Source organism: Micromonospora sp. NPDC051227 (assembly GCF_044455385.1).
Lineage (GTDB): Bacteria > Actinomycetota > Actinomycetes > Mycobacteriales > Micromonosporaceae > Micromonospora.
Genome location: NZ_JBITET010000002.1, coordinates 601,576 through 619,391, shown reverse-complemented (window position 1 = coordinate 619,391; position 17,816 = coordinate 601,576). Strand labels below are relative to the sequence as shown.

Sequence of the window (17,816 nt, the reverse complement as noted above, 5' to 3'; positions counted from 1 at the left end):
CATCGCGGCGCGGCTAGGTTGATCACGTGGATCTGAAGCTGTTCGGCGAGGTTTTCGTGACCCTGCTGGTGATCACCGACCCGCCGGGCATGATGCCGATCTTCCTGGCGCTGACCGGCCCGCTGCCCGCCCGCGACCGCAACAGGGCAGCCTGGCAGGCCGTCGCGTTGGCGCTCGGCGTCATCGTGATCTTCGCGGTGGCGGGGCAGACCCTGCTCGACTACCTGCACGTGGACCTGCCGGCGTTGCAGGCGGCCGGTGGGCTGCTGCTCGTGCTCGTCGCTCTGGAGCTGCTGACCGGCAAGGCCGACGACCCGAGCCAGCAGGTCACCTCCAACATCGCGCTGGTGCCGCTGGGCACGCCGTTGCTGGCCGGTCCGGGCGCGATCGTGGCCACCATGCTCTTCGTCCAGCAGGCCGACGGGCTGGGCGAGTTCAGCGCCATCGCCGTGGCGATCCTCGCCGTGATGGTCGCCGTCTGGATCGTCCTGCGCTTCTCCGGCGGCATCGTGAAGATCCTCCGGCCGGGCGGGATCGAGGTGCTGACCCGCATCGCCGGCCTGCTGCTGGCCGCGATCGCCGTGCAGCTCATCGCCGACGCGGTGGCCGCCTTCGTCACGCAGTACGTGAACATGGCCTGACGGCACGCACGCGATGTCGGAGGTGGATGGCAGGATCGCAGGCGTGCGACGATCCTCATCAGCGGGGCGGCCGGCCGCCGGCGGCCGGGCCCCGCGGCAGCGCGCCGGCGACGCCGAGCAGCTCGGCTTCGAGGGCATGCCGGAGCGGCTGTTCGTCTGCACCCCGAGCAAGCTCGGCGCGTACGCGGACTGCCCGCGTCGCTACCGCTACTCCTACGTCGACCGGCCCACCCCACCCAAGGGCCCTCCGTGGGCGCACAACTCGCTCGGTGCCAGCGTGCACACCGCCCTGAAAAACTGGTATGCGTTGCCTGCCGACCGGCGGCGTCCCGAGGCGCTGGCCACGCTGCTCAAGGGCACCTGGGTCCGCGAGGGTTACCGCGACGACGAGCAGGAGCGGGCTGCCTACCGGCGGGCGTTGGGATGGCTGGAGGCGTACGTCGAGACGCTGGAGCCGGATTCCGACCCGCTCGGCGTGGAGCGGGTGGTGGCGGTCAAGACGGCGGTGTTGGCGTTCAACGGTCGCGCCGACCGGATCGACTCGCGGCCCGGCCTCGAGGGGCCGGAGCTGGTCATCGTCGACTACAAGACCGGCCGCACCGGGCTGGACACCGACGACGCCCGGGGCTCGCAGGCGCTGGCGCTCTACGCGTACGCCGCCGAGCGGGTGTTCCGTCGGCCGTGCCGCCGGGTGGAGCTGCACCACCTCCCGACCGGCACGGTCGCCGGCCACGACCACACCGTCGAGTCGCTGGCCCGACAACTGACCCGCGCGGAAGAGACAGCCCGCGACATCATGGCCGCCGAGCGGGCAGTCGCCGACGGCGCCGACGCGGACGAGGCTTTCCCGGTGGCACCCGGCCCGCGCTGTGGCTGGTGCGACTTCCGGCGGCACTGCCCGACGGGCGCGCAGGCCCCGGGCAAGGAGCCGTGGGCGGCCATGGACCGGCCCGCCGACGGCTGATCGCCCTGCCGAGGGTCGGGTCAGCCGGCCAGCGAGGCGGCGGCGTGCCGCGCGGCCCGCTCCTTGGCTGCCTGTATCAACGGCCCCTCCAGGTAGCGGCGGGGGACGGCGGCGAACGCGAGCCGCAGCGCGCGCACGGTCAGGTCCGCCGACAGCGCGGTGGTCGGTAGACCGAGACCTCCGTACATCCGGCGTGCCCACGTCGGCAGCAGCGCGAACGCGGTGCCGGCGATCCCCAGGTACGCCCAGCGTGGCGGGCCCAGCGTGAGCCCCAACCGGACCGGCAGGCTGAGCTTCCACGGCAGCGGCGGGGCGGTGAGGAACACCGCCGTCTCGGCGGCCTCCCGGGTCATCCGCAACTGTGGCCGTACGGCCTCGTAGTAGTCCGCGACCTCGGCGGCGGTCCCCGGGACGGTGGCCGGGTCCAGGCCGACCAGGGCGGCGGCGCGGCGCTGCTCGGTGTAGTAGCCGTCCACCTCGTCGTCGCTCAGCGGCAGCCCGGCGCGTCGAGCCGTGCTCAGGAACGACTCGACCTCGGTCACGTGCACCCAGCGCAGCAGGTCCGGTTCGTCGATCCGGAACTGCTCACCGGTGAGCGTGTCGGTGGCCCGCAGTCGGTCGTGCAGGCGGCGCAGCCGGGCCCCGGCGGCCTCCGCCTCGGCGGTGGTCCCGTAGACGGTGGTCGCCACGTAGGTCGCGGTGCGGACCAGCCGGCCCCAGGCGTCGGTGCGGTAGTTGCTGTTCTGCGCGACCCCGGCCATGGCCCGGGGGTGCAACGCCTGGAGGTAGAGCGAGCGTAGGCCGGCGACGATCAGGATCGGCTCCTCGTGCACCTTCCACGTGACCGAACCCGGACCGAAAAGGCCGAGGTCATCGGAGTCCACCGGTCAAGAGTGCCACGGTGCGGCCGACCTCGCCGGTCACGTGCCGCCGGTGCCGGTGATCAGACGTCGGCGGAACGGCGGGCCCGGCAGCTGGGGCAGAGACCCCAGAAGGTTACTTCGGCCTCGTCCACCTCGAACCCGTGCGCGCTGTTCGGCTCCAGGCACGGGGCGCTGCCCACCGCGCAGTCGATGTCGGCGATCTCGCCGCAGCCCCGGCAGACCACGTGGTGGTGGTTGTCGCCCACCCGCGCCTCATAGCGGGCGGGACTGCCCGCCGGCTCGATCCGGCGTGACAGCCCGGCCCGGGACAGCGCACCCAGCACGTCGTAGACCGCCTGGGTGGAGACCGAGTCGAGGCGTTCGCGAACCCGCCGGGTGATCTCGTCGACCTCCAGGTGGCCGCCGCCGGCGAGCACGTCGAGCACCGCGAGGCGGGGGCGCGTGACGCGTAGGCCCCTCGATCGCAGCAGCTCCTCGGCACCGGACATTGGCCAATGACAACACGCCCGACCCGCATCGACAACCGTCGCCCGCTCCGGGTGGCCACCGACACAGCCAGGCAAGATCGGGAGTACGGCCCGGAGGATGAACCCGATCGACGCGGCGCGCGTGTCACCGGTCGAGAGCCTGGGGACGATCGGCGGCCCATAGGCTGACCACCCCTGACCATGATCCACCTGGAGGGTCCGATGTTCGAGGAGATCCTGGGTCTACCGGTGCACGTCCTGGTAATCCACGCGGTCGTCGTGTTCGTGCCGCTGCTGGCGGTGCTGGCCATCGCGTACGTGGGGCTACCGCGGTGGCGGCACCGGCTGGACTGGGCCCTGGGCCTCCTCGCCGTGGCCGCGCCGGTGACCGCCTACGTCGCGGTCAAGTCGGGTGAGGCACTCACCGACGCGCTGGTGGCCCGGGGCTTCCAGGGGCCGATCCTCGATCAGATCTTCGAGCACTCCCGCTACGGTGACATCCTGTTACGCGTCGTGGTGCCGCTCGGGATCGTGGCCATCCTGCTGCTCGTGGCGACGAGTGGGCACCCCCGGGTGCCGCAGCTGCCCGCGCTGGTCATCCCGGTGCTGGCGGTAGCGGCCGTGGGGCTTTCCATTGCCGCAGTGATCTACGTCTACCTGACCGGCCACTCCGGCGCCGAGACGGTTTGGGGCACCACCCTCTGAGCTGCTGTTCACTGCCGCTGCCCGGGGATGGGCATCAGAAGATGACTCGCGAGCAGAGCAGGCAGAGCAGCACCAGAAGCACCACGCCGGCCGCAGCGCCGAAGCCGTAGGTGACCCGCTGCGAGCGCTGCTCGGCCGCGTCCAGGTCGGCCATGTCCTGCGGTGGCAGCTGTCGCGGCGGCGCCGGCTGCAGATGTACGGGTGGACGCCAACCCGCCGGCGGCGGCACGCTGGGCGGCGGGCCGGAGTACGCGCTGGCAGTACCGCCCTCCGGCGGTGGACCGGTCTGCCCGGCCAGCGGCGGGCCGGCGTTTCCGCTGGGAGGATGCCCCGTCGATGCTGGGCTGGCCGGCTCGTTCCGCAGTGGGTTGGTGGGCCCGGTCGGTGGTGGGTTGCTGGGCCCGCTTGTCGGTGGGTTGGTGGGCCCGGCCGGTGGTGTGGTCGCGGGCGCGGCGGGAGGTTGGTCCGCCACCGCGTCGTCACCGGTGTCGGGCCGTCGCCAGTAGTCGTCCGGGCTGCTGCCACCGCTGGGGGTCGTCACGCCGTCCGACGCTACCAACGCCACCGGCGGCTCGGTCGATTCTGGCCGGCGCGCCCGGGTTCGGCGGTCCGGCCGGCTCTGGCCGGCGTGCCCAGCGCCGATGGCCCGGTCCACCGCCGTCGGCTGCGCTAGTCTTGCCGCTCGTGAGCACCGAGGACCCCGGCACGCACGGCGCACCTGGAGACGATGACCGCGCCGTCGACCTGAGCGAAGACTTCGTGGTGCTGCCCGAGCAGACCACTGACGACACCGACCGTGGCTGGGGCGAGCGGTCGGGTGGCAACGACGACTGGCTGCTCGCCGAACGCCCCCCGCACTGGGACTGACCCCGGCGGCTCGGCCAGCTCCCCACGATGCCGCGGGTCCGCGACGCCGAGCTGGCCCGCGACACCGATCCGGACTAGGCCGGCGGGGCGGGGCCTACGCGGCCGGGTTCTGCGGCCGACTCGTCAGGGGCGCTCGTTGACCTGGGGACATTGAAGACGCCCGTCCTGCTGGATTCGGCCGATCGGCTCCCGTCGACCTGCCGGGCCGTGTCGTCAGCGACCGACGGCGCATCGGAGGGCACAGCGGTCGGTGGGCATCCGGCCGGGGTGTGCAGGACTGCGGCGGCCAGGCCGAGCAGCGCGGCGACCAGACCGGCCCGAAGCAGGGTGCGCCCGCCGGGCAGGTTGAGCCGTCGCAGCGGGCGCAACGCCCGCGCGGAATTCGGATCGAGCATCGCCTCTGCCGCCTCCCGTCCCCGAGCGCCGCAGTGGCACCCATGGACGGCAGGCTAGGCATTTCCCGCCGCCTCGACGGACCCTCCGGCCCACGCCTGTGGACAACCGCGCGGCCTGTGGATAACGCCCATCCGCCGGTTCGATCTGTTAGGGCACCCCGCCTTGATCGACTCGCGATCAAGGAATCCGGGCGGTCAGCGCAACGAGGACAGGCCGATTTCCTGGAACCCGAGTGGATCATCCGACCGGCTGAGGCGGCGATCGAGTTGATCGAGGCCCGACCCGTGGTGGGGTCGGGCCTTCGGCGATCAGGACGTGGAGCTGGCCGCCGCCGCCTTGCCGCCGCCCGATCCACCCGAGGACGACCCGGAGGAGGACGACGAGCCCGAGGACGACCCGGACGACGACGAGGACCCCGAAGAGGACGACGAGGACGACGAGGACGACGAGCTGTCACCGGAGGACGACTCGGACTTCGCCGGCTTGGTGGCCGTGCCGCCGGCGGTCGTCTCGGAACCGGAAGCCCGGGAGTCGGTGCGGTAGAAGCCCGAACCCTTGAAGACGATGCCGACCGAGTTGAAGACCTTGCGCAGCCGCCCCTGACACGCCGGGCACTCGGTCAACGGCTCGTCAGAGAAGGACTGCACCGCCTCGAGCTGCTGACCGCACGTGGTGCAGGCGTACTGGTACGTGGGCACGTTCTCCTCCGGATCTGGCTCAGCCAGTTGGCACTCGACGTATTCGAGTGCCAATGGTGCGTCATTCGCCCCGGGTTCGTCCAGCAGACGTGTGGGGCGCGACACCGTGCGCCGCTCCCGGGCCGCCGTCAAGCGTACGCACCCCGTCGGCGGGAGTGACGACTGCGCGCACCCGACGGTCGTGGGGCTCTGCCGGCAGCGCCTCGACCAGCTCACCGTCGTGCAGCGGCACCACCGTCAGGGCCGCCTCGGGTACCCGGGCGAGTGCGCGGTCGTACGAGCCGCCACCGCGCCCGAGCCGCCGACCGTGGCGGTCGACCGCGAGAGCCGGTACGACCACGAGTTCCGCGTGTGCCACGGCGGTCACCCCGAGGCGGGCACCGACCGGTTCTCGGATACCCCGTCCCGCCGGGATCAAGGCATCGGGCCCGGTATAGGCCGCCCAGTCCAGATCCAGGTCGGCGAGGAGCACCGGCAGCAGCAACTCGGCGTCCGCCGGCAGCGCCGCCCGCAGCACCTCGGGCAGGTCGGCGCCGCCCGGTTCGGAGCCGACCGGCACGTACGCCGTCATCCGGTGCGGGCGCAGCCGGTGTACCAGTGCGACCAGTTCGGCCTGCACGCGCTCGGCGGCGGCTGCCCGGGTTGCGGCGGGCAGCGACCGGCGGCGAGCGAGCCGCTCGACGCGGGTGTCCCGCTTCTCCATCCGGGTCACTTCCGCTTCATCAGAAAATTCCGGCACGCAACACTCCTGACGCAACGCCTCTCCCACGGTTGCACTGTGTCAGCATCGCAAGCAACGGAGGCGGAACTTCCGGGGGGACCGAGTGACGCTACGCGGGCGGTTGACGGCAGCCTTCCTCGTGGTGGTGCTCGGGCCGGTCCTGCTCGGCGCGCTCTTCGTCGCCTCCACCGTCGCGGCGGTCGACCGCAGCCGCTCCACCGAGCGCCTGGCGGTGGCGGCGTCCACCGTTCGTACCTCGGTCGACGCGCTCTGCCAGCAGCTACGCGCCACCGCCGACGCGGTGGCGCTCACCGCCGATTCGGCCGTCGCCGCCGCGCAACTGGTCGGCCGGGGTCTGGCCGCCGCGGTGCTGATCACCGACGTGGCCGGACAGGTCACCTACATATCGCCCGGTGCGCCGCCGACCCCGTGGCAGGACTGCGCCGGCTCGACCGAGGGCGCGAACGGGGGCTCGAACCCAGGCTCGGCCGGCCCGGTCCGTGCGCTGGCCGCCCAGGTCGACCTGCACGATCGCGCCGGCACGCGGCTCGGCACGGTGACCGCCGCGCAACTGGTCGACCCGCCCTTCGTGGCCCGACTGGCGGCGGTGACCGGGGTGGCGGTCACACTGCTCGACAGTGGGGCCAGCGCCGCGCGGGTCACCCACACGACCGAGTCCCGTGACGTCCGCGACGCGGTGCTGGCCGCCGCCGTCGGCGTCCGGGGCGAGCAGGTCACCGAAACCAACGAGGGCCGGTACGTGCGCAGGCTCGGACCCTCCGACGCGCAGCCGCTGCCACTGGTGCTCTCCGTGCCCAGTGAACGGCCACCGGGGCTGCACGCCACGCTGCTCGGGGTGGTCGTGCTGGCCGGGTTGCTCGCGGTGCTGACCGCCTGGCGGCTGGCCCGGGTGACCACCCGGCCGCTGGCGGAGCTGGCCGGTGCGGTCGACCGGGTGGCCCAGGGTGACCTGACCGCCCGGGTGCCGGTACGCAGTCGCGACGAGTTGGGACGGTTGGCCGCCGCGTTCAACCGGATGACCCGGGAGACCGGCGCCTACGTCGCGGCGTTGACCAGCAACCGGGACCAGCTGCGCGGGCATCTCGCGGTGCTCGGCGACACGCTGGCCAGCACGCACGACCTGCAACGCATCCTGCGGGTGATCCTGCGCAGTGCCATCGGGGCGACCGGCGCGCGAGCCGGTGCCGTACTGCTGGTGGAGACCGGCGGGGTGCTCGTCTCGCAGTGCACCGAGGGGTTGGACGGTCGCTGGCCGGCCGAGGAGGCGGACGGGTCGCAGACGCTCCGGGTGCCGGTCGGCGTCGGCGTGGTCGGTGAGGTCGCGGCCACCGGGGAACCGCAGCGGGGCAGGGCGGAGCCGACCGAGGCACCAACGGGCGAGCCACGCTGCCGCACCTACGTCGCGGTTCCGTTCGCCGCCCCGGCCGGCGGTGCCACGGCCACTATCGGCGGACCCTCCGGGGCGCTCGACGAGGCGGACGCGGCGGCCGCGCTCGGCGTGCTGGCTCTCTACGACCGGCTGGGCGCCGACGAGTTCGACGACGACGACCTGGCCACCCTGCGCACCTTCGCCGGTCATGCGGCCGTGGCGGTGGACAACGTCCGGGTGCACGAGGAGGCGCAGCGGCTCTCCCTCACCGACCCGCTCACCGGGCTGTGGAACTACCGCTACCTGCGCGAGTCGATCCGGCGGGAGGTGGAACGGGCCAGCCGCTTCGGGCGGATGCTGAGCGTCCTCGCGTTGGACCTGGACCGGTTCAAGGACGTCAACGACACCTACGGGCACGCCGCGGGGGACACCGTCCTGGCCGAGTTCGCCCGGCGGGTGCGCGGGGAGATCCGTGAGGTCGACCTGGCCTTCCGCCAGGGTGGTGAGGAGTTCGTGCTGCTGCTGCCGGAGACCGACGCGCGGGGCGCGGCGATCGTGGCCGAGCGGCTCGGCGCGGCGGTGCGCGACACGCCCATCGCCGTCGAGGCGTACGCCGGGCCGGTCCTGGTGACCGTGTCGGTGGGCATCGCAGTCTTCCCGGACCACGGCAGCACCGGGCGCGAGGTGCTGGAGGCCGCCGACGACGCGCTCTACGCGGCCAAGGCGGCGGGTCGCGACACGTACCGGGTCGCCGAGGTGCGCTCGGATCTGCCGACCCGGGAAATTCCGGTGCTCGCGTGTGCGGTGAGCCCACCCGACGGGCTGCCGCGCGCCGGCCAGCCGGTGCAGGCCAGCCGGGAGCCGGGCGGGCCCGCCCGGTCCGACCCGGCGGTGGGCGTACCGGAATCATCGCTGGCGGGCCCGGCGCACGCCCGACCGGATTCGGCCGACGACACGCCGGACAGCGCGACGGGCCCGGCGCGGGCCGGCCCGGACGTGGCGTGGCCGGGGCCGGGTGGCGGCGCGTCTTCTGGGCCACACCCGCCGCGGCAGAGCCGTGGCCGATAGTCTCGCGGCATGTCGGAGCACTCAGCGAACCCCTCATCGACGGTCGCCGCAACTGGCCGTCCCCTGGCGGTCAAGGCCGTCATCCCGGCCGCCGGACTGGCCACCCGGTTCCTGCCGGCCACCAAGGCGGTGCCCAAGGAACTGCTGCCGGTGGTGGATCGGCCGGTGTTGCAGTACATCGTCGAGGAGGCCACGCAGGCTGGCATCGGTGACGTGTTGCTGATCACCGGTCGGGGTAAGACGTCGATGGTGGACCACTTCGACCGTCGCCCGGACCTGGAGACCAGGTTGGAGGAGAAGGGCGACTCCGAGCGGTTGGCCGCCGTACGTCGGCCCAGCGAGCTGGCCGAGATCTACACCGTGCGGCAGCCCGAGCAGCTCGGGCTCGGCCACGCCGTCGGGTACGCCGAGTCGCACGTCGGCGACCAGCCCTTCGCGGTGCTGCTCGGCGACGAGTTCGTCAAGCCGTCGGAGCCGCTGCTGCCGGCGATGCTGGAGTTGCAGGCCCGCACCGGCGGTGTGGTGCTCGCCTTCTTCGAGGTCGACCCGGCTGAGACCAAGCGGTACGGGATCGCCTCCGTCGAGCCGGCCGAGTCGGAGCTGACCGACATCGGCGAGGTCGTCAGGGTGACCGGGATGGTGGAGAAGCCGCAGCCCGAGGACGCCCCGAGCAACCTCGCGGTGCTCGGCCGCTACGTGTTGCCGGGCAAGATCTTCGACGCGATCCGGCGGACCAAGCCGGGCAGCGGCGGCGAGATCCAGCTGACCGACGCGATGGAGCTGCTGCGTACCGAGGGCGTCCCGGTGCACGCGATCGTCTACCGGGGCACCCGCTACGACACCGGCATGCCGCTGGGGTACCTCCAGACGGTGGTGCAGATCGCCGCCGAGCGCGACGACCTGGGCGCCGAGTTCCGGTCCTGGCTGGCCGACTTCGTCAAGGCCGACGCGGCAGGCGGATCTGGTACATGACCGCGACGGCCGACGCCGAGGCGGCCGCGAACGAGTTGACGCCGCTCGCCGACTACCTGGGCAGCGTGCTGCGCAGGTTGCGCGCGCTGCCGCCACTCGACCTCGACCTCACCCAGGCGCACGGCAATGTCCTCGCTGAGGACGTCGTCGCGCCGCACGCCTTCCCGGCCTTCGACCAGGCGGCCGTGGACGGCTACGCCGCGCGCTGGGAGGACATTTCCGGAGGGGGTCGGGGGCCGAGCTACGTCCCGGCCCCCTCCGGCACGCCCGGTGGCCGCACCATCCGGCTCAACGTGGTCGGCGATCTAGGCGCCGCGAGCTGGCGGCCGGTCCGGCTCACCCCCGGCTCGTGCTTCTCGGTGGCCGCCGGGGCCCCGCTGCCGGTCGCCGCTGACGTCGTGGTCCCGGTGGAGTGGACCGACCAGGGCATGGCCGCGGTGGAGATCTTCCGCACCCCCAAACGGGGGTACGGGGTACGCCGAGCGGGTGAGGAGCTGCCCGCCGGCACCCTGCTGGCTCGGGCCGGCACCTACGTGTCCCCGGCCCTGGTCGCCGTCTTCGCGGCTACCGGCATCGGGCACGTGGTGGTCCGGCCCAGTCCACGGGTGGTCATCGTGGCCACCGGTGACGAACTCGTCGACGTGGGCCGGGGCAGTCAGCCCGGCCAGGTGGTGGACGCGAACTCGCACGCGCTGACCGCCGCGGCGGCCGAGGTGGGCGCGCTGGCATACCGGGTGGGAATCTGCGACGACGACCCGGAGGGGCTGCGCGGGCTGCTGGAGGACCAGACGCTGCGCGCCGACCTGATCATCACCACCGGGGGCACCGGCACCGGCCCCGGAGACATGGTGCGTCGGATCCTCTCCCGCCGTGAGGGCGGTCGCGCCGGGCCGGTCACCTTCACCGACGTGGCGCTCTATCCCGGCACCGCGCTCGGGTTCGGCACGGTCGGCGCCGAGGAGGTGCCGGTGGTCTGCCTGCCCGGCGACCCGGGCGCCGCGTTGATCGGCTTCGAGGTGCTGGCCCGCCCCGCCATCCAACTGCTTGCCGGCGCCGAGCCGGTGTTCCGACCCAGTGTGCGGGCACACCTGCTGGAGACCGTGTCGTCGCCGACGGGGCTGCGCGAGTTCCGACCGGCGCACGTCGCCGAGCGACGCGGCGGCGGGTACACGGTCCAGCCGCTCAGCGGCGGGCCGTTCACCCTCTCCGGGTTGGCCGAGGCCAATGGGCTGCTGGTGCTCGGCGAGCGGGTCACCACGGCCGCAGCCGGCTCCACCGTGGACGTCCTGCTGCTGGACCGCCGCCGGTGACGCGTTCCCGGCCGGTCCGCTCGCGGCCCGCGTCGGGTGATCGTCGGATCTGTGCGGTGAACGTGGTGGAGCTACTTGCGCGCGACACGGTCCCGCGCGGGAGACTGTGCGGGTGAGTCTCTTCGGACCCGCGCGGGCCCCGGGCTGGCCGGTGGAGCTGGCCGACGGCCCAGTGCTGCTGCGGCCCTACCGGCGCTCCGACGCGGCGGCGTGGTCGGAGGTGCGACGGGCCAACCGGGCCTGGCTGGCACCCTGGGAGTCGTCACTGCCCGGCGGTTGGGACGAGATGAACTCGCCGGCCGCGTTCCGCTGGGTGCACCGTGACCAGCGGCGTTCGGCCCGCGACGGTGAGGGCATGCCGTTCGCGGTCTGCCTGCGTGAGGCCGACCGGGACCGGCTGGTCGGGCACATCAACGTGGGCAGCATCGTGCGGCGGGCGCTCTGCTCCGGCTACGTCGGCTACTGGGTGGACGCGCGGGTCGCCGGCCAGGGTGTGATCCCGACGGCGCTGGCGCTCGCCGTGGACCACGCGTTCGGGCCGGGCGGGCTGCACCGGGTGGAGGTGAACATCCGTCCGGAGAACCGGCCGTCCCGGCGGGTGGTGGAGAAGCTGGGCTTCCGCGAGGAGGCGTACCACGTGCGCTACATGCACATCGACGGCGCGTGGCGGGACCACATCGGGTACGCGATGACGAGTGAGGAGATCGCCGCCGAGGGTGGCCTGCTGGCCCGCTGGCACCGGGTTCGCGCCAACGCGCGGTAGGAGGATTTCCCGACATCCGCCCACTCGTCCCACGGACGGGATCGGCGCGGCGCGGTGGCATCCCGGTCGGTGCGCCGTAACCTCAAGTAACTGCAAGCTGCGGCAAGCGCTCCCCGGCCGGACGATCCACGCGCCCACGCGTGATCGATGGAAGATCCTGCGGTCGGATGGCGGTTGCTTCGAATTCGGTGACGGGAGGGGTGAGGGTGCCGACCTCGGTGCTCCTCGCCGTCCTCGCCGCCGCCGGCCTGCTCGCCCTGGCCCCGGCGTTGGTTCGCCGGTACGACGCCACCGAGCGGCTGGTGGCGGAGCGGGCGCAGTCGACGGCGCGGGTGCTCCAGCGCCGCCGACGGCGCCGCACTGTGCCCGGACGGCGACCCGTCCATCCTCCGCGCTCACTGGTAGTCACCCTCAGTGAAGACGCGACTACCGGTGCGTTGAGCGCGCCGGTCTCCTCGCCACCGGCCGTCCGCCGCTCCGGTCGCCTGCGCGCCGTGCCCGCCGCACCGAAGCGGTCCCGTCGCCGCCCGCCGCCGCGCCGACAGCACACCCCCGCCGTGTACCGGCGTCGCCGGGTGCTCGCCGCCCTACTGCTCCTCAACGTCGTCGAGCTGATCGGCGTGCTGTTCGTCAGCCCCGGCTTCTGGGTCGGCTTCGGGGTCACCTTCCTGCTCCTGGCCCTGTACGTCGTGCACCTGCGGGGCCAGGCCCTCGCCGGGCGTCGCCGCCGTCGCGCCCGGGCCCGGGAGGCCGCCTGGTTGGCCGCCCGGCAGGCCGAGGTGCGCCGGGAGCAGGCCCGGCGGGCCGCGGCCCGCCGGGAGGCGCAGCGCCGCCTCGCCGCCCAGCGCGAAGGGGTACGCCGAGCCGCCATGGGCCTGGACCGGCCGGGAGACCTGCCGGCGGCGGTCAACGGTGGATCGGTCTCGTACCGGCGCTCGGGCGGCCTGCGTGGCCGCCCCTACGAGGCCGGCCGAGGCGCCTGACGCGGGTGCTGGTCGTGCCCCGGGCCCGGCCGTGCCTGGCCGGCTTGATCGACTCGGGTTCCTGGAAGTCGGGTGGTTGTTGCGTCCGGGATGCCCCGATTTCCAGGAAGCCGAGTCGATCTTCGGGCGGGCCGCGGCGCCGGGTCGGGGGCGGATTCGCGGTGGAGGCCGGCGACCTGTTAGCCTTGCTGCCGGCCCGCCCGGTGTAAGCCGGGTGGGACCGAAGCCGGTTCGCCGGCGGGGGGCTGTGGCGCAGACTGGTAGCGCACCTCGTTCGCATCGAGGGGGTCAGGGGTTCAAATCCCCTCAGCTCCACCAGCAACACGTACGACCTGGGGAAACCCCGCTAGCAAGATCAGCGGGCACAGATCCGGCACAGATCAGCGAGAATCCAGGGCCTTCGGGCCCTGTTTTCGTTTGGCGCTCGCGTCGCGGAGTGCGCCGCTGATGATGTTGCGGCGGCGGTCTTTCTTGGGCCTAAGGGGCACTTGTGGGTGCCACAGATGGCTGTGGAGATGGATTAGGGGTCGTTTTGGGAATTGGGACTGCATCCTCTGGACACTCAGGAACGTGTGCATGCGGGCCGTTGAAGTAGCTAAAGAATGGGCGTACCCAAAAGGAGCGAGTCGTGCCACACGGTTGACGGTCGGTAATATCGTCCGTTTTAAGAGCCATGATCGTTCGGTCATTTTCCCGCATGATGGTCGTAAAGCGGTCATCCTCTTTCAAGATGTAAGCGGTAGTAGTTTCATTGCCGTGCGTCACGACTTGTTGCGGAAGCCACATGCCGCTGGAGAAGAAAACCAGGATAATGAGCGCATATGCATTCATCTGGAGTTGGTGCTCAGTATCGCTCCTCTGTTCGGCACGCAGTTCACGGTAGGTTTTGGCACGCTTGCGAACCCTCCGCATGAAGAAAACCTGTATCGCGCACATGATCGCAAAAAAGCCGACGGTAAGGGGCGACTGGATTAAAAGTATGACGATGCCAAGCGGCCCAAGAATCCGAGCGGATAGATGCTGCTGGCGAAATTTTGCGGCAGGAAGGGCACTGTCGTTGATAATAAAAAACGCAAGCAGTAGGTAAGCCACTATCAGCGGAAGTGCTTCCAGTGTTGATGCGAGCACGAGGGGGATCAGGCCGACCGACTGCGCGAGAAGAAGAAGGACCGCCGGATCAAGCTCGGAAACTCGAGTAAGCTTGAAGGCTGCAATGGTGATCGGGACAAGGGTTATCGCCAGGCCAATTACCTCCCAGGGTGGACGCGCTTCTCCACCTGACCTCCGCATCAAATCGCCCTCCGAAGTCAAGAGTTGGTACGAACGGGCCCGCAGCAAGGGTAAGAAGCAAGTTCAAGCCAACAGCGACAGCACACCCGGTCCCGTGCCCGGTCCGTGCCAGACGCAGCGGTCAACATCGGCCAGCAAGGGTCCGTCGGAAGGCTGGCGTGCTGGCCTGCGCTTTCCAGGTCAGCAGGCACCACGCCCGGGGCGGTTGCTCAACCCGATGCCCAAGCTGATGCTCGCCACCCTTCGGGAGTCGGTCGACGCCGCCGTTTATGCGTCAACCCACGAGCAGCGTGGGAATCAGGCCCAGCAGCGCACCTACTACACCGCCGACCAGCGTCCAGACCAGCTTGGACCGCCACCCCGAGTCGGCTAGAAGCTGCTCGATCAGCTTGCCCTGTTGCTCGATCGCCTGGCCGAACTGCTCAAGCATCCGGCGCATCTCTTCGGTGCCCTCGCCAGGACGGATTCGCGATAGGAGATCCTTTGCGGTCGCGGCTGCGTTAATTTCGCCCTGTCGGACGTATGCGACGCCCCGTGCGAGAACAGGCCTGATCACGGACGGCTTGATGTCGACAACGACGACGTCCTGGCCGTCGATGGCCACAGTCTCGATGTCAACGCTTGGCATCGGCGTCAACATGTCGAGTGCATGCATGATCGCTCGCTGGGCTCGTCCTGCATCCACTCCGCGGACGGCCGGCTCTGCCCCGGTAGCCTCGGTGACTCCGAGGATCAGGCGACCCCCCGAGGCGTTGGCGAGCGCACCGATGTTCTGGGCGATGACACCGGGGTGGGGCACAGCCCCTTTGAACTCGGTGTGCTGGTCTTCGCCGTGGGAGACGAGCGCTCTGAGTTCAGCCGGAGAGATGGACATGCGCTGCATCCTAGGAGAGCCGATCAACTGCCCGTCCCCGCTACCGACTCGACGGGCCAGCAACGAGACGCTAGAGGGACCCGAGGAAGCGGGTCCCTCTCGGCCATAGCAGCCGATCAAACGACACTGCGTTGGCGACTTCGGCGGGTGACGCGGCCACCGTGCGCTTGAAGATCACCGGGCACAGATCCGGCACAACCGGGACCGAAAGGCCGTGTCAAACGTCGAGAGGCGTTGGCGACGGATGCGCAGGCCAGCCCGGCAATCCGTCCGATAGGAGATGATCTATCAAGGGCGAAGGTGTAAGGGGTTCAAATCCCCTCAGCTCCACCAAGAAACAGCAGATCAAGGGCGGGTTTCCGGATGACGGGGAGCCCGCCCTTGATCGTTTGACCGTCGGACAGAGCCCCAGACCGCGGCACAGGGCGGCAGAACTCGAGCCGAACGGCTGAGTTCGACGGAGGCGGTGGCCCCAAGCGTGAGGTTGCGCAGCGGTCGAGTGCCCCCACGATGTGCGTCACCGTGCGGCTCATGGCTCCCGCCCGTCACTTTGACGGGGCGCTGTGCGTCGATGAAGACGTGGTTCGCTGAATGCTGAAGTAATTGCTAGCTACAGGGTGCGTCCCGGTGTGAGAGAACTTGACCGCTAGCACTCCTGGCGTTGAATCGCTGACGCCAGCACCGATCCGCGGCGCATCGATCCACCGGCACGTAAAGAACCTCTGGCGGATTATCGAACCGGACCTGGACGTCCGCGAAACCGGTCGGTACCTCCTGCTGGCTGGCACGGGCCACCCGGGTCCGCAAGACCACCCGTCCGACGACAGCCGCCGGCGGCTTGTCCGTGACCTTCAGCAACATCAGAGTGCTCACCGCCAGTTGACCAAGACTGCGGCAAGTCAGTGCGGCCGAGCCCTGTGGCGGTCCGACGATGTTTTTTGCCGATCAGTGTGCCGCCGCATATCGAACGCCACAGGCCCGCGAACCGAACATCGCCGAGCCGCAGATCGAAAGCAGACCCGCCCGCAGATCGTAACCCCGCCGGTTATCATGACTCGTGCCCACACCGCACTTGATCCCCCGCCACGCCGCCGCGCAGGTCGACGCAGCACTCGCTGACACCCGCGTCGTGCTGATCAGCGGAGCACGCCAAGCAGGCAAGAGCACCCTGGTTCGCATCGTCGCGGGCGACCGGCTCGCCGAGCGCCGCGATCTCGACCGGGCGCAGGACCGGGCCGCGGCGATCGCCGACCCGGTTGGTTTCGTGGACTCCGCCGAACTGCTGGTGATCGACGAGATCCAGCGCGCTCCGGAATTGCTGCTGGCCATCAAGGCGGCCGTCGACGAGGACGTTCGTCCCGGCCGCTATCTGCTCACCGGCTCATCGCGGCTGTTCGGCATGGTGGCTGCCCCGGACGCGCTGCCCGGCCGGATGGAAACCGTCGAGCTCTGGCCGTTCTCACAAGGTGAACTCGACGGCGAGCCGGACGGATTCGTCGACGCCGTCTTCGCGCTCGGCCCCGAACTGCGACACGAGTCGGACGTGACCCGCGCCGACTACGCGGCCAGGATCGTGCGAGGCGGCCTGCCCGAGGCCACGAACCGCGTCGACCCGCGGCGCCGCCAACGGTTCTTTGACTCGTATGTCCAAGCGCTCATCGATCGCGATGTGCGACAACTGTCCGACATCCAGCACAAGGGCGAGCTGCGCAAGCTGGTGCGCCTACTCGCCGCCAGATCCGCGACCATCATCGCCGCCAACGCCCTCGAATCCGCCCTCGGACTGAGCCGCCCGACGATCGCACGATACTTCCAGGCACTGGAAGAGATCTTCCTCATCAAGCGGATCCCCGGTTGGTCCCGAAATCTTGGCACCCGTTCAACTGCCGCGCCGAAACTGATCTTTGTCGACTCGGGCATCGCCGCCAACGAGATCGCGATCGACGTCCGCGCACTGCTCCGGCCTGGCGCATCGTTCGGCGCATTGCTCGAATCATTTGTCTTGTCCGAGCTGTCCCGCCAGCTCACCTGGTCGGAGCAGTCTGTCGACCTCTCTCACTACCGCGACCAGAGTAGGTACGAGGTCGACGCGGTGCTCGAGAACAGATCCGGGCATGTGGTCGGGATTGAGGTCAAGGCAGCCACAACCGTCGGATCCGACGATTTCCGCGGATTACGCCGACTCGCCGACCGCCTCGGCGACGACTTCATCGCCGGCATCGTCCTCTACACCGGGACCTCGACACTGCCGTTTGGCGACAGGCTCCGCGCATTGCCGGTCAGTGCATTGTGGCAGGTTGCCGGCCCACGGACAGGCTGACCGGGGCGCTCGCCTCCGGCGGGGACGGCGCCAGTGCGAGCATCCGCCCCGGGTCGAGGTCCGCCGGCGCCTCGTCAGTGGGACCGAGCTGGATCTCCACTTCGTATCGGGTGGGCTCGTCCGGGTCTACCAGGTGGTAGCGCGCATGCGCGGTGGGTGGCGTTTTGGCCTCGGCGCCCTTTGGCGAGCCAGGGGCCTGCGATGCGATCAGGCGGCCTGAACAGCGCCGGTACGAAGAATCGCCGCCGTGATCATTTCGGTGTGGAGCGTCGTCGAGTACGCCTCGCGGGGCATCACTCCCGAAAAGTCGCCCGCCGCCGGACGACCCCGGGTGGCAACGTGGCACCGTTCGATATAGGACTACAGTGCCTCGGTGAGGTGCATCGCGATGAGGTCGTCGAGGTCCGGGATCTCGCGGCGGAGCCGATCCAGGTAGCCCTCCGGATCACGAGGCTCCCAGCTGCCGCCTTTGGCGACTCATTGCCTATCAGCCCAGAGGCTCC

The 17,816-nt window shown here is 70.8% G+C and carries 18 protein-coding genes, 1 tRNA gene and 1 pseudogene; 12 read left to right on the top strand and 8 right to left on the bottom strand.

What is annotated here, in order from left to right:
* Positions 1–26 precede the first annotated feature (26 nt).
* A complete protein-coding gene (locus ACIA47_RS06945; RefSeq protein ID WP_091394729.1) occupies positions 27–641 on the top strand; it encodes a MarC family protein in 615 nt (204 codons plus the stop codon).
* Between the two features lie 13 nt (positions 642–654).
* Positions 655–1,605, top strand: coding sequence for a RecB family exonuclease (locus ACIA47_RS06940; protein ID WP_396706097.1), 951 nt, complete (start codon positions 655–657; stop codon positions 1,603–1,605).
* Between the two features lie 20 nt (positions 1,606–1,625).
* Here ACIA47_RS06940 and ACIA47_RS06935 read toward each other — a convergent pair whose 3' ends face one another.
* A complete protein-coding gene (locus ACIA47_RS06935) occupies positions 1,626–2,489 on the bottom strand; it encodes an oxygenase MpaB family protein (RefSeq protein ID WP_396706095.1) in 864 nt (287 codons plus the stop codon).
* A 59-nt stretch (positions 2,490–2,548) separates the two neighbouring features.
* Positions 2,549–2,977: a Fur family transcriptional regulator gene (locus ACIA47_RS06930; protein WP_396706093.1), complete on the bottom strand. Its 429-nt coding sequence runs from the start codon at positions 2,975–2,977 to the stop codon at positions 2,549–2,551.
* A gap of 201 nt (positions 2,978–3,178) precedes the next feature.
* Here ACIA47_RS06930 and ACIA47_RS06925 point away from each other — a divergent pair, with 201 nt between their 5' ends.
* Positions 3,179–3,661 (top strand): DUF2231 domain-containing protein, encoded by a 483-nt coding sequence (locus tag ACIA47_RS06925; RefSeq protein ID WP_396706409.1) that lies wholly within the window; start codon positions 3,179–3,181, stop codon positions 3,659–3,661.
* Between the two features lie 34 nt (positions 3,662–3,695).
* Here ACIA47_RS06925 and ACIA47_RS06920 read toward each other — a convergent pair whose 3' ends face one another.
* Entirely contained in the window at positions 3,696–4,202 is a 507-nt protein-coding gene (locus tag ACIA47_RS06920; RefSeq protein ID WP_396706091.1) for a hypothetical protein, read from the bottom strand.
* Positions 4,203–4,345: 143 nt separating this feature from the next.
* Between ACIA47_RS06920 and ACIA47_RS06915 the strand changes: the two genes are divergently transcribed.
* A complete protein-coding gene (locus ACIA47_RS06915) occupies positions 4,346–4,528 on the top strand; it encodes a hypothetical protein (RefSeq protein ID WP_145787501.1) in 183 nt (60 codons plus the stop codon).
* Between the two features lie 74 nt (positions 4,529–4,602).
* On the opposite strand, the gene ACIA47_RS06910 is transcribed toward ACIA47_RS06915, so the two are convergent.
* Entirely contained in the window at positions 4,603–4,923 is a 321-nt protein-coding gene (locus tag ACIA47_RS06910) for a hypothetical protein (RefSeq protein WP_396706089.1), read from the bottom strand.
* A gap of 316 nt (positions 4,924–5,239) precedes the next feature.
* Here ACIA47_RS06910 and ACIA47_RS06905 point away from each other — a divergent pair, with 316 nt between their 5' ends.
* Positions 5,240–5,467 (top strand): hypothetical protein, encoded by a 228-nt coding sequence (locus tag ACIA47_RS06905; protein ID WP_396706420.1) that lies wholly within the window; start codon positions 5,240–5,242, stop codon positions 5,465–5,467.
* A 14-nt stretch (positions 5,468–5,481) separates the two neighbouring features.
* On the opposite strand, the pseudogene ACIA47_RS06900 reads toward ACIA47_RS06905, so the two are convergent.
* Positions 5,482–5,622: pseudogene (locus ACIA47_RS06900) on the bottom strand (FmdB family zinc ribbon protein); the annotation flags it as partial.
* 61 nt (positions 5,623–5,683) lie between these two features.
* Positions 5,684–6,361, bottom strand: a complete 678-nt coding sequence (locus ACIA47_RS06895; protein ID WP_396706087.1) for a 5-formyltetrahydrofolate cyclo-ligase — start codon at positions 6,359–6,361, stop codon at positions 5,684–5,686.
* An 85-nt stretch (positions 6,362–6,446) separates the two neighbouring features.
* On the opposite strand from ACIA47_RS06895, the gene ACIA47_RS06890 reads away from it, so the two are divergent.
* The 6 genes from ACIA47_RS06890 (at position 6,447) to ACIA47_RS06865 (ending at position 13,147) form a co-directional block, all read left to right on the top strand.
* A complete protein-coding gene (locus ACIA47_RS06890; RefSeq protein WP_396706085.1) occupies positions 6,447–8,801 on the top strand; it encodes a diguanylate cyclase in 2,355 nt (784 codons plus the stop codon).
* Between the two features lie 9 nt (positions 8,802–8,810).
* Positions 8,811–9,773 (top strand): UTP--glucose-1-phosphate uridylyltransferase, encoded by a 963-nt coding sequence (locus ACIA47_RS06885; RefSeq protein ID WP_396706083.1) that lies wholly within the window; start codon positions 8,811–8,813, stop codon positions 9,771–9,773.
* The gene (gene glp, locus ACIA47_RS06880) at positions 9,770–11,083 is read left to right on the top strand and encodes a gephyrin-like molybdotransferase Glp (RefSeq protein ID WP_091394702.1); all 1,314 of its coding nucleotides are present in this window, start codon (positions 9,770–9,772) and stop codon (positions 11,081–11,083) included. Before ACIA47_RS06885 ends, glp begins: the two co-directional genes overlap by 4 nt.
* 112 nt (positions 11,084–11,195) lie before the next feature.
* Positions 11,196–11,846 carry a GNAT family N-acetyltransferase gene (locus ACIA47_RS06875; RefSeq protein WP_396706081.1) on the top strand — a complete coding sequence of 217 codons (651 nt, stop codon included), beginning with the start codon at positions 11,196–11,198 and terminating at the stop codon, positions 11,844–11,846.
* A 206-nt stretch (positions 11,847–12,052) separates the two neighbouring features.
* Entirely contained in the window at positions 12,053–12,829 is a 777-nt protein-coding gene (locus tag ACIA47_RS06870; RefSeq protein ID WP_396706079.1) for a hypothetical protein, read from the top strand.
* Positions 12,830–13,070: 241 nt separating this feature from the next.
* Positions 13,071–13,147: transfer RNA gene (locus ACIA47_RS06865), tRNA-Ala, on the top strand.
* A 159-nt stretch (positions 13,148–13,306) separates the two neighbouring features.
* Here ACIA47_RS06865 and ACIA47_RS06860 read toward each other — a convergent pair.
* Positions 13,307–14,119, bottom strand: a complete 813-nt coding sequence (locus ACIA47_RS06860; protein ID WP_396706077.1) for a hypothetical protein — start codon at positions 14,117–14,119, stop codon at positions 13,307–13,309.
* Between the two features lie 274 nt (positions 14,120–14,393).
* Positions 14,394–14,993, bottom strand: coding sequence for a helix-turn-helix domain-containing protein (locus tag ACIA47_RS06855; protein ID WP_396706075.1), 600 nt, complete (start codon positions 14,991–14,993; stop codon positions 14,394–14,396).
* Between the two features lie 1,057 nt (positions 14,994–16,050).
* Here ACIA47_RS06855 and ACIA47_RS06850 point away from each other — a divergent pair.
* On the top strand, positions 16,051–17,313 hold the full coding sequence (locus tag ACIA47_RS06850; RefSeq protein WP_396706073.1) for an ATP-binding protein: 1,263 nt from the start codon (positions 16,051–16,053) through the stop codon (positions 17,311–17,313).
* The last annotated feature ends 503 nt before the right edge of the window (positions 17,314–17,816 follow it).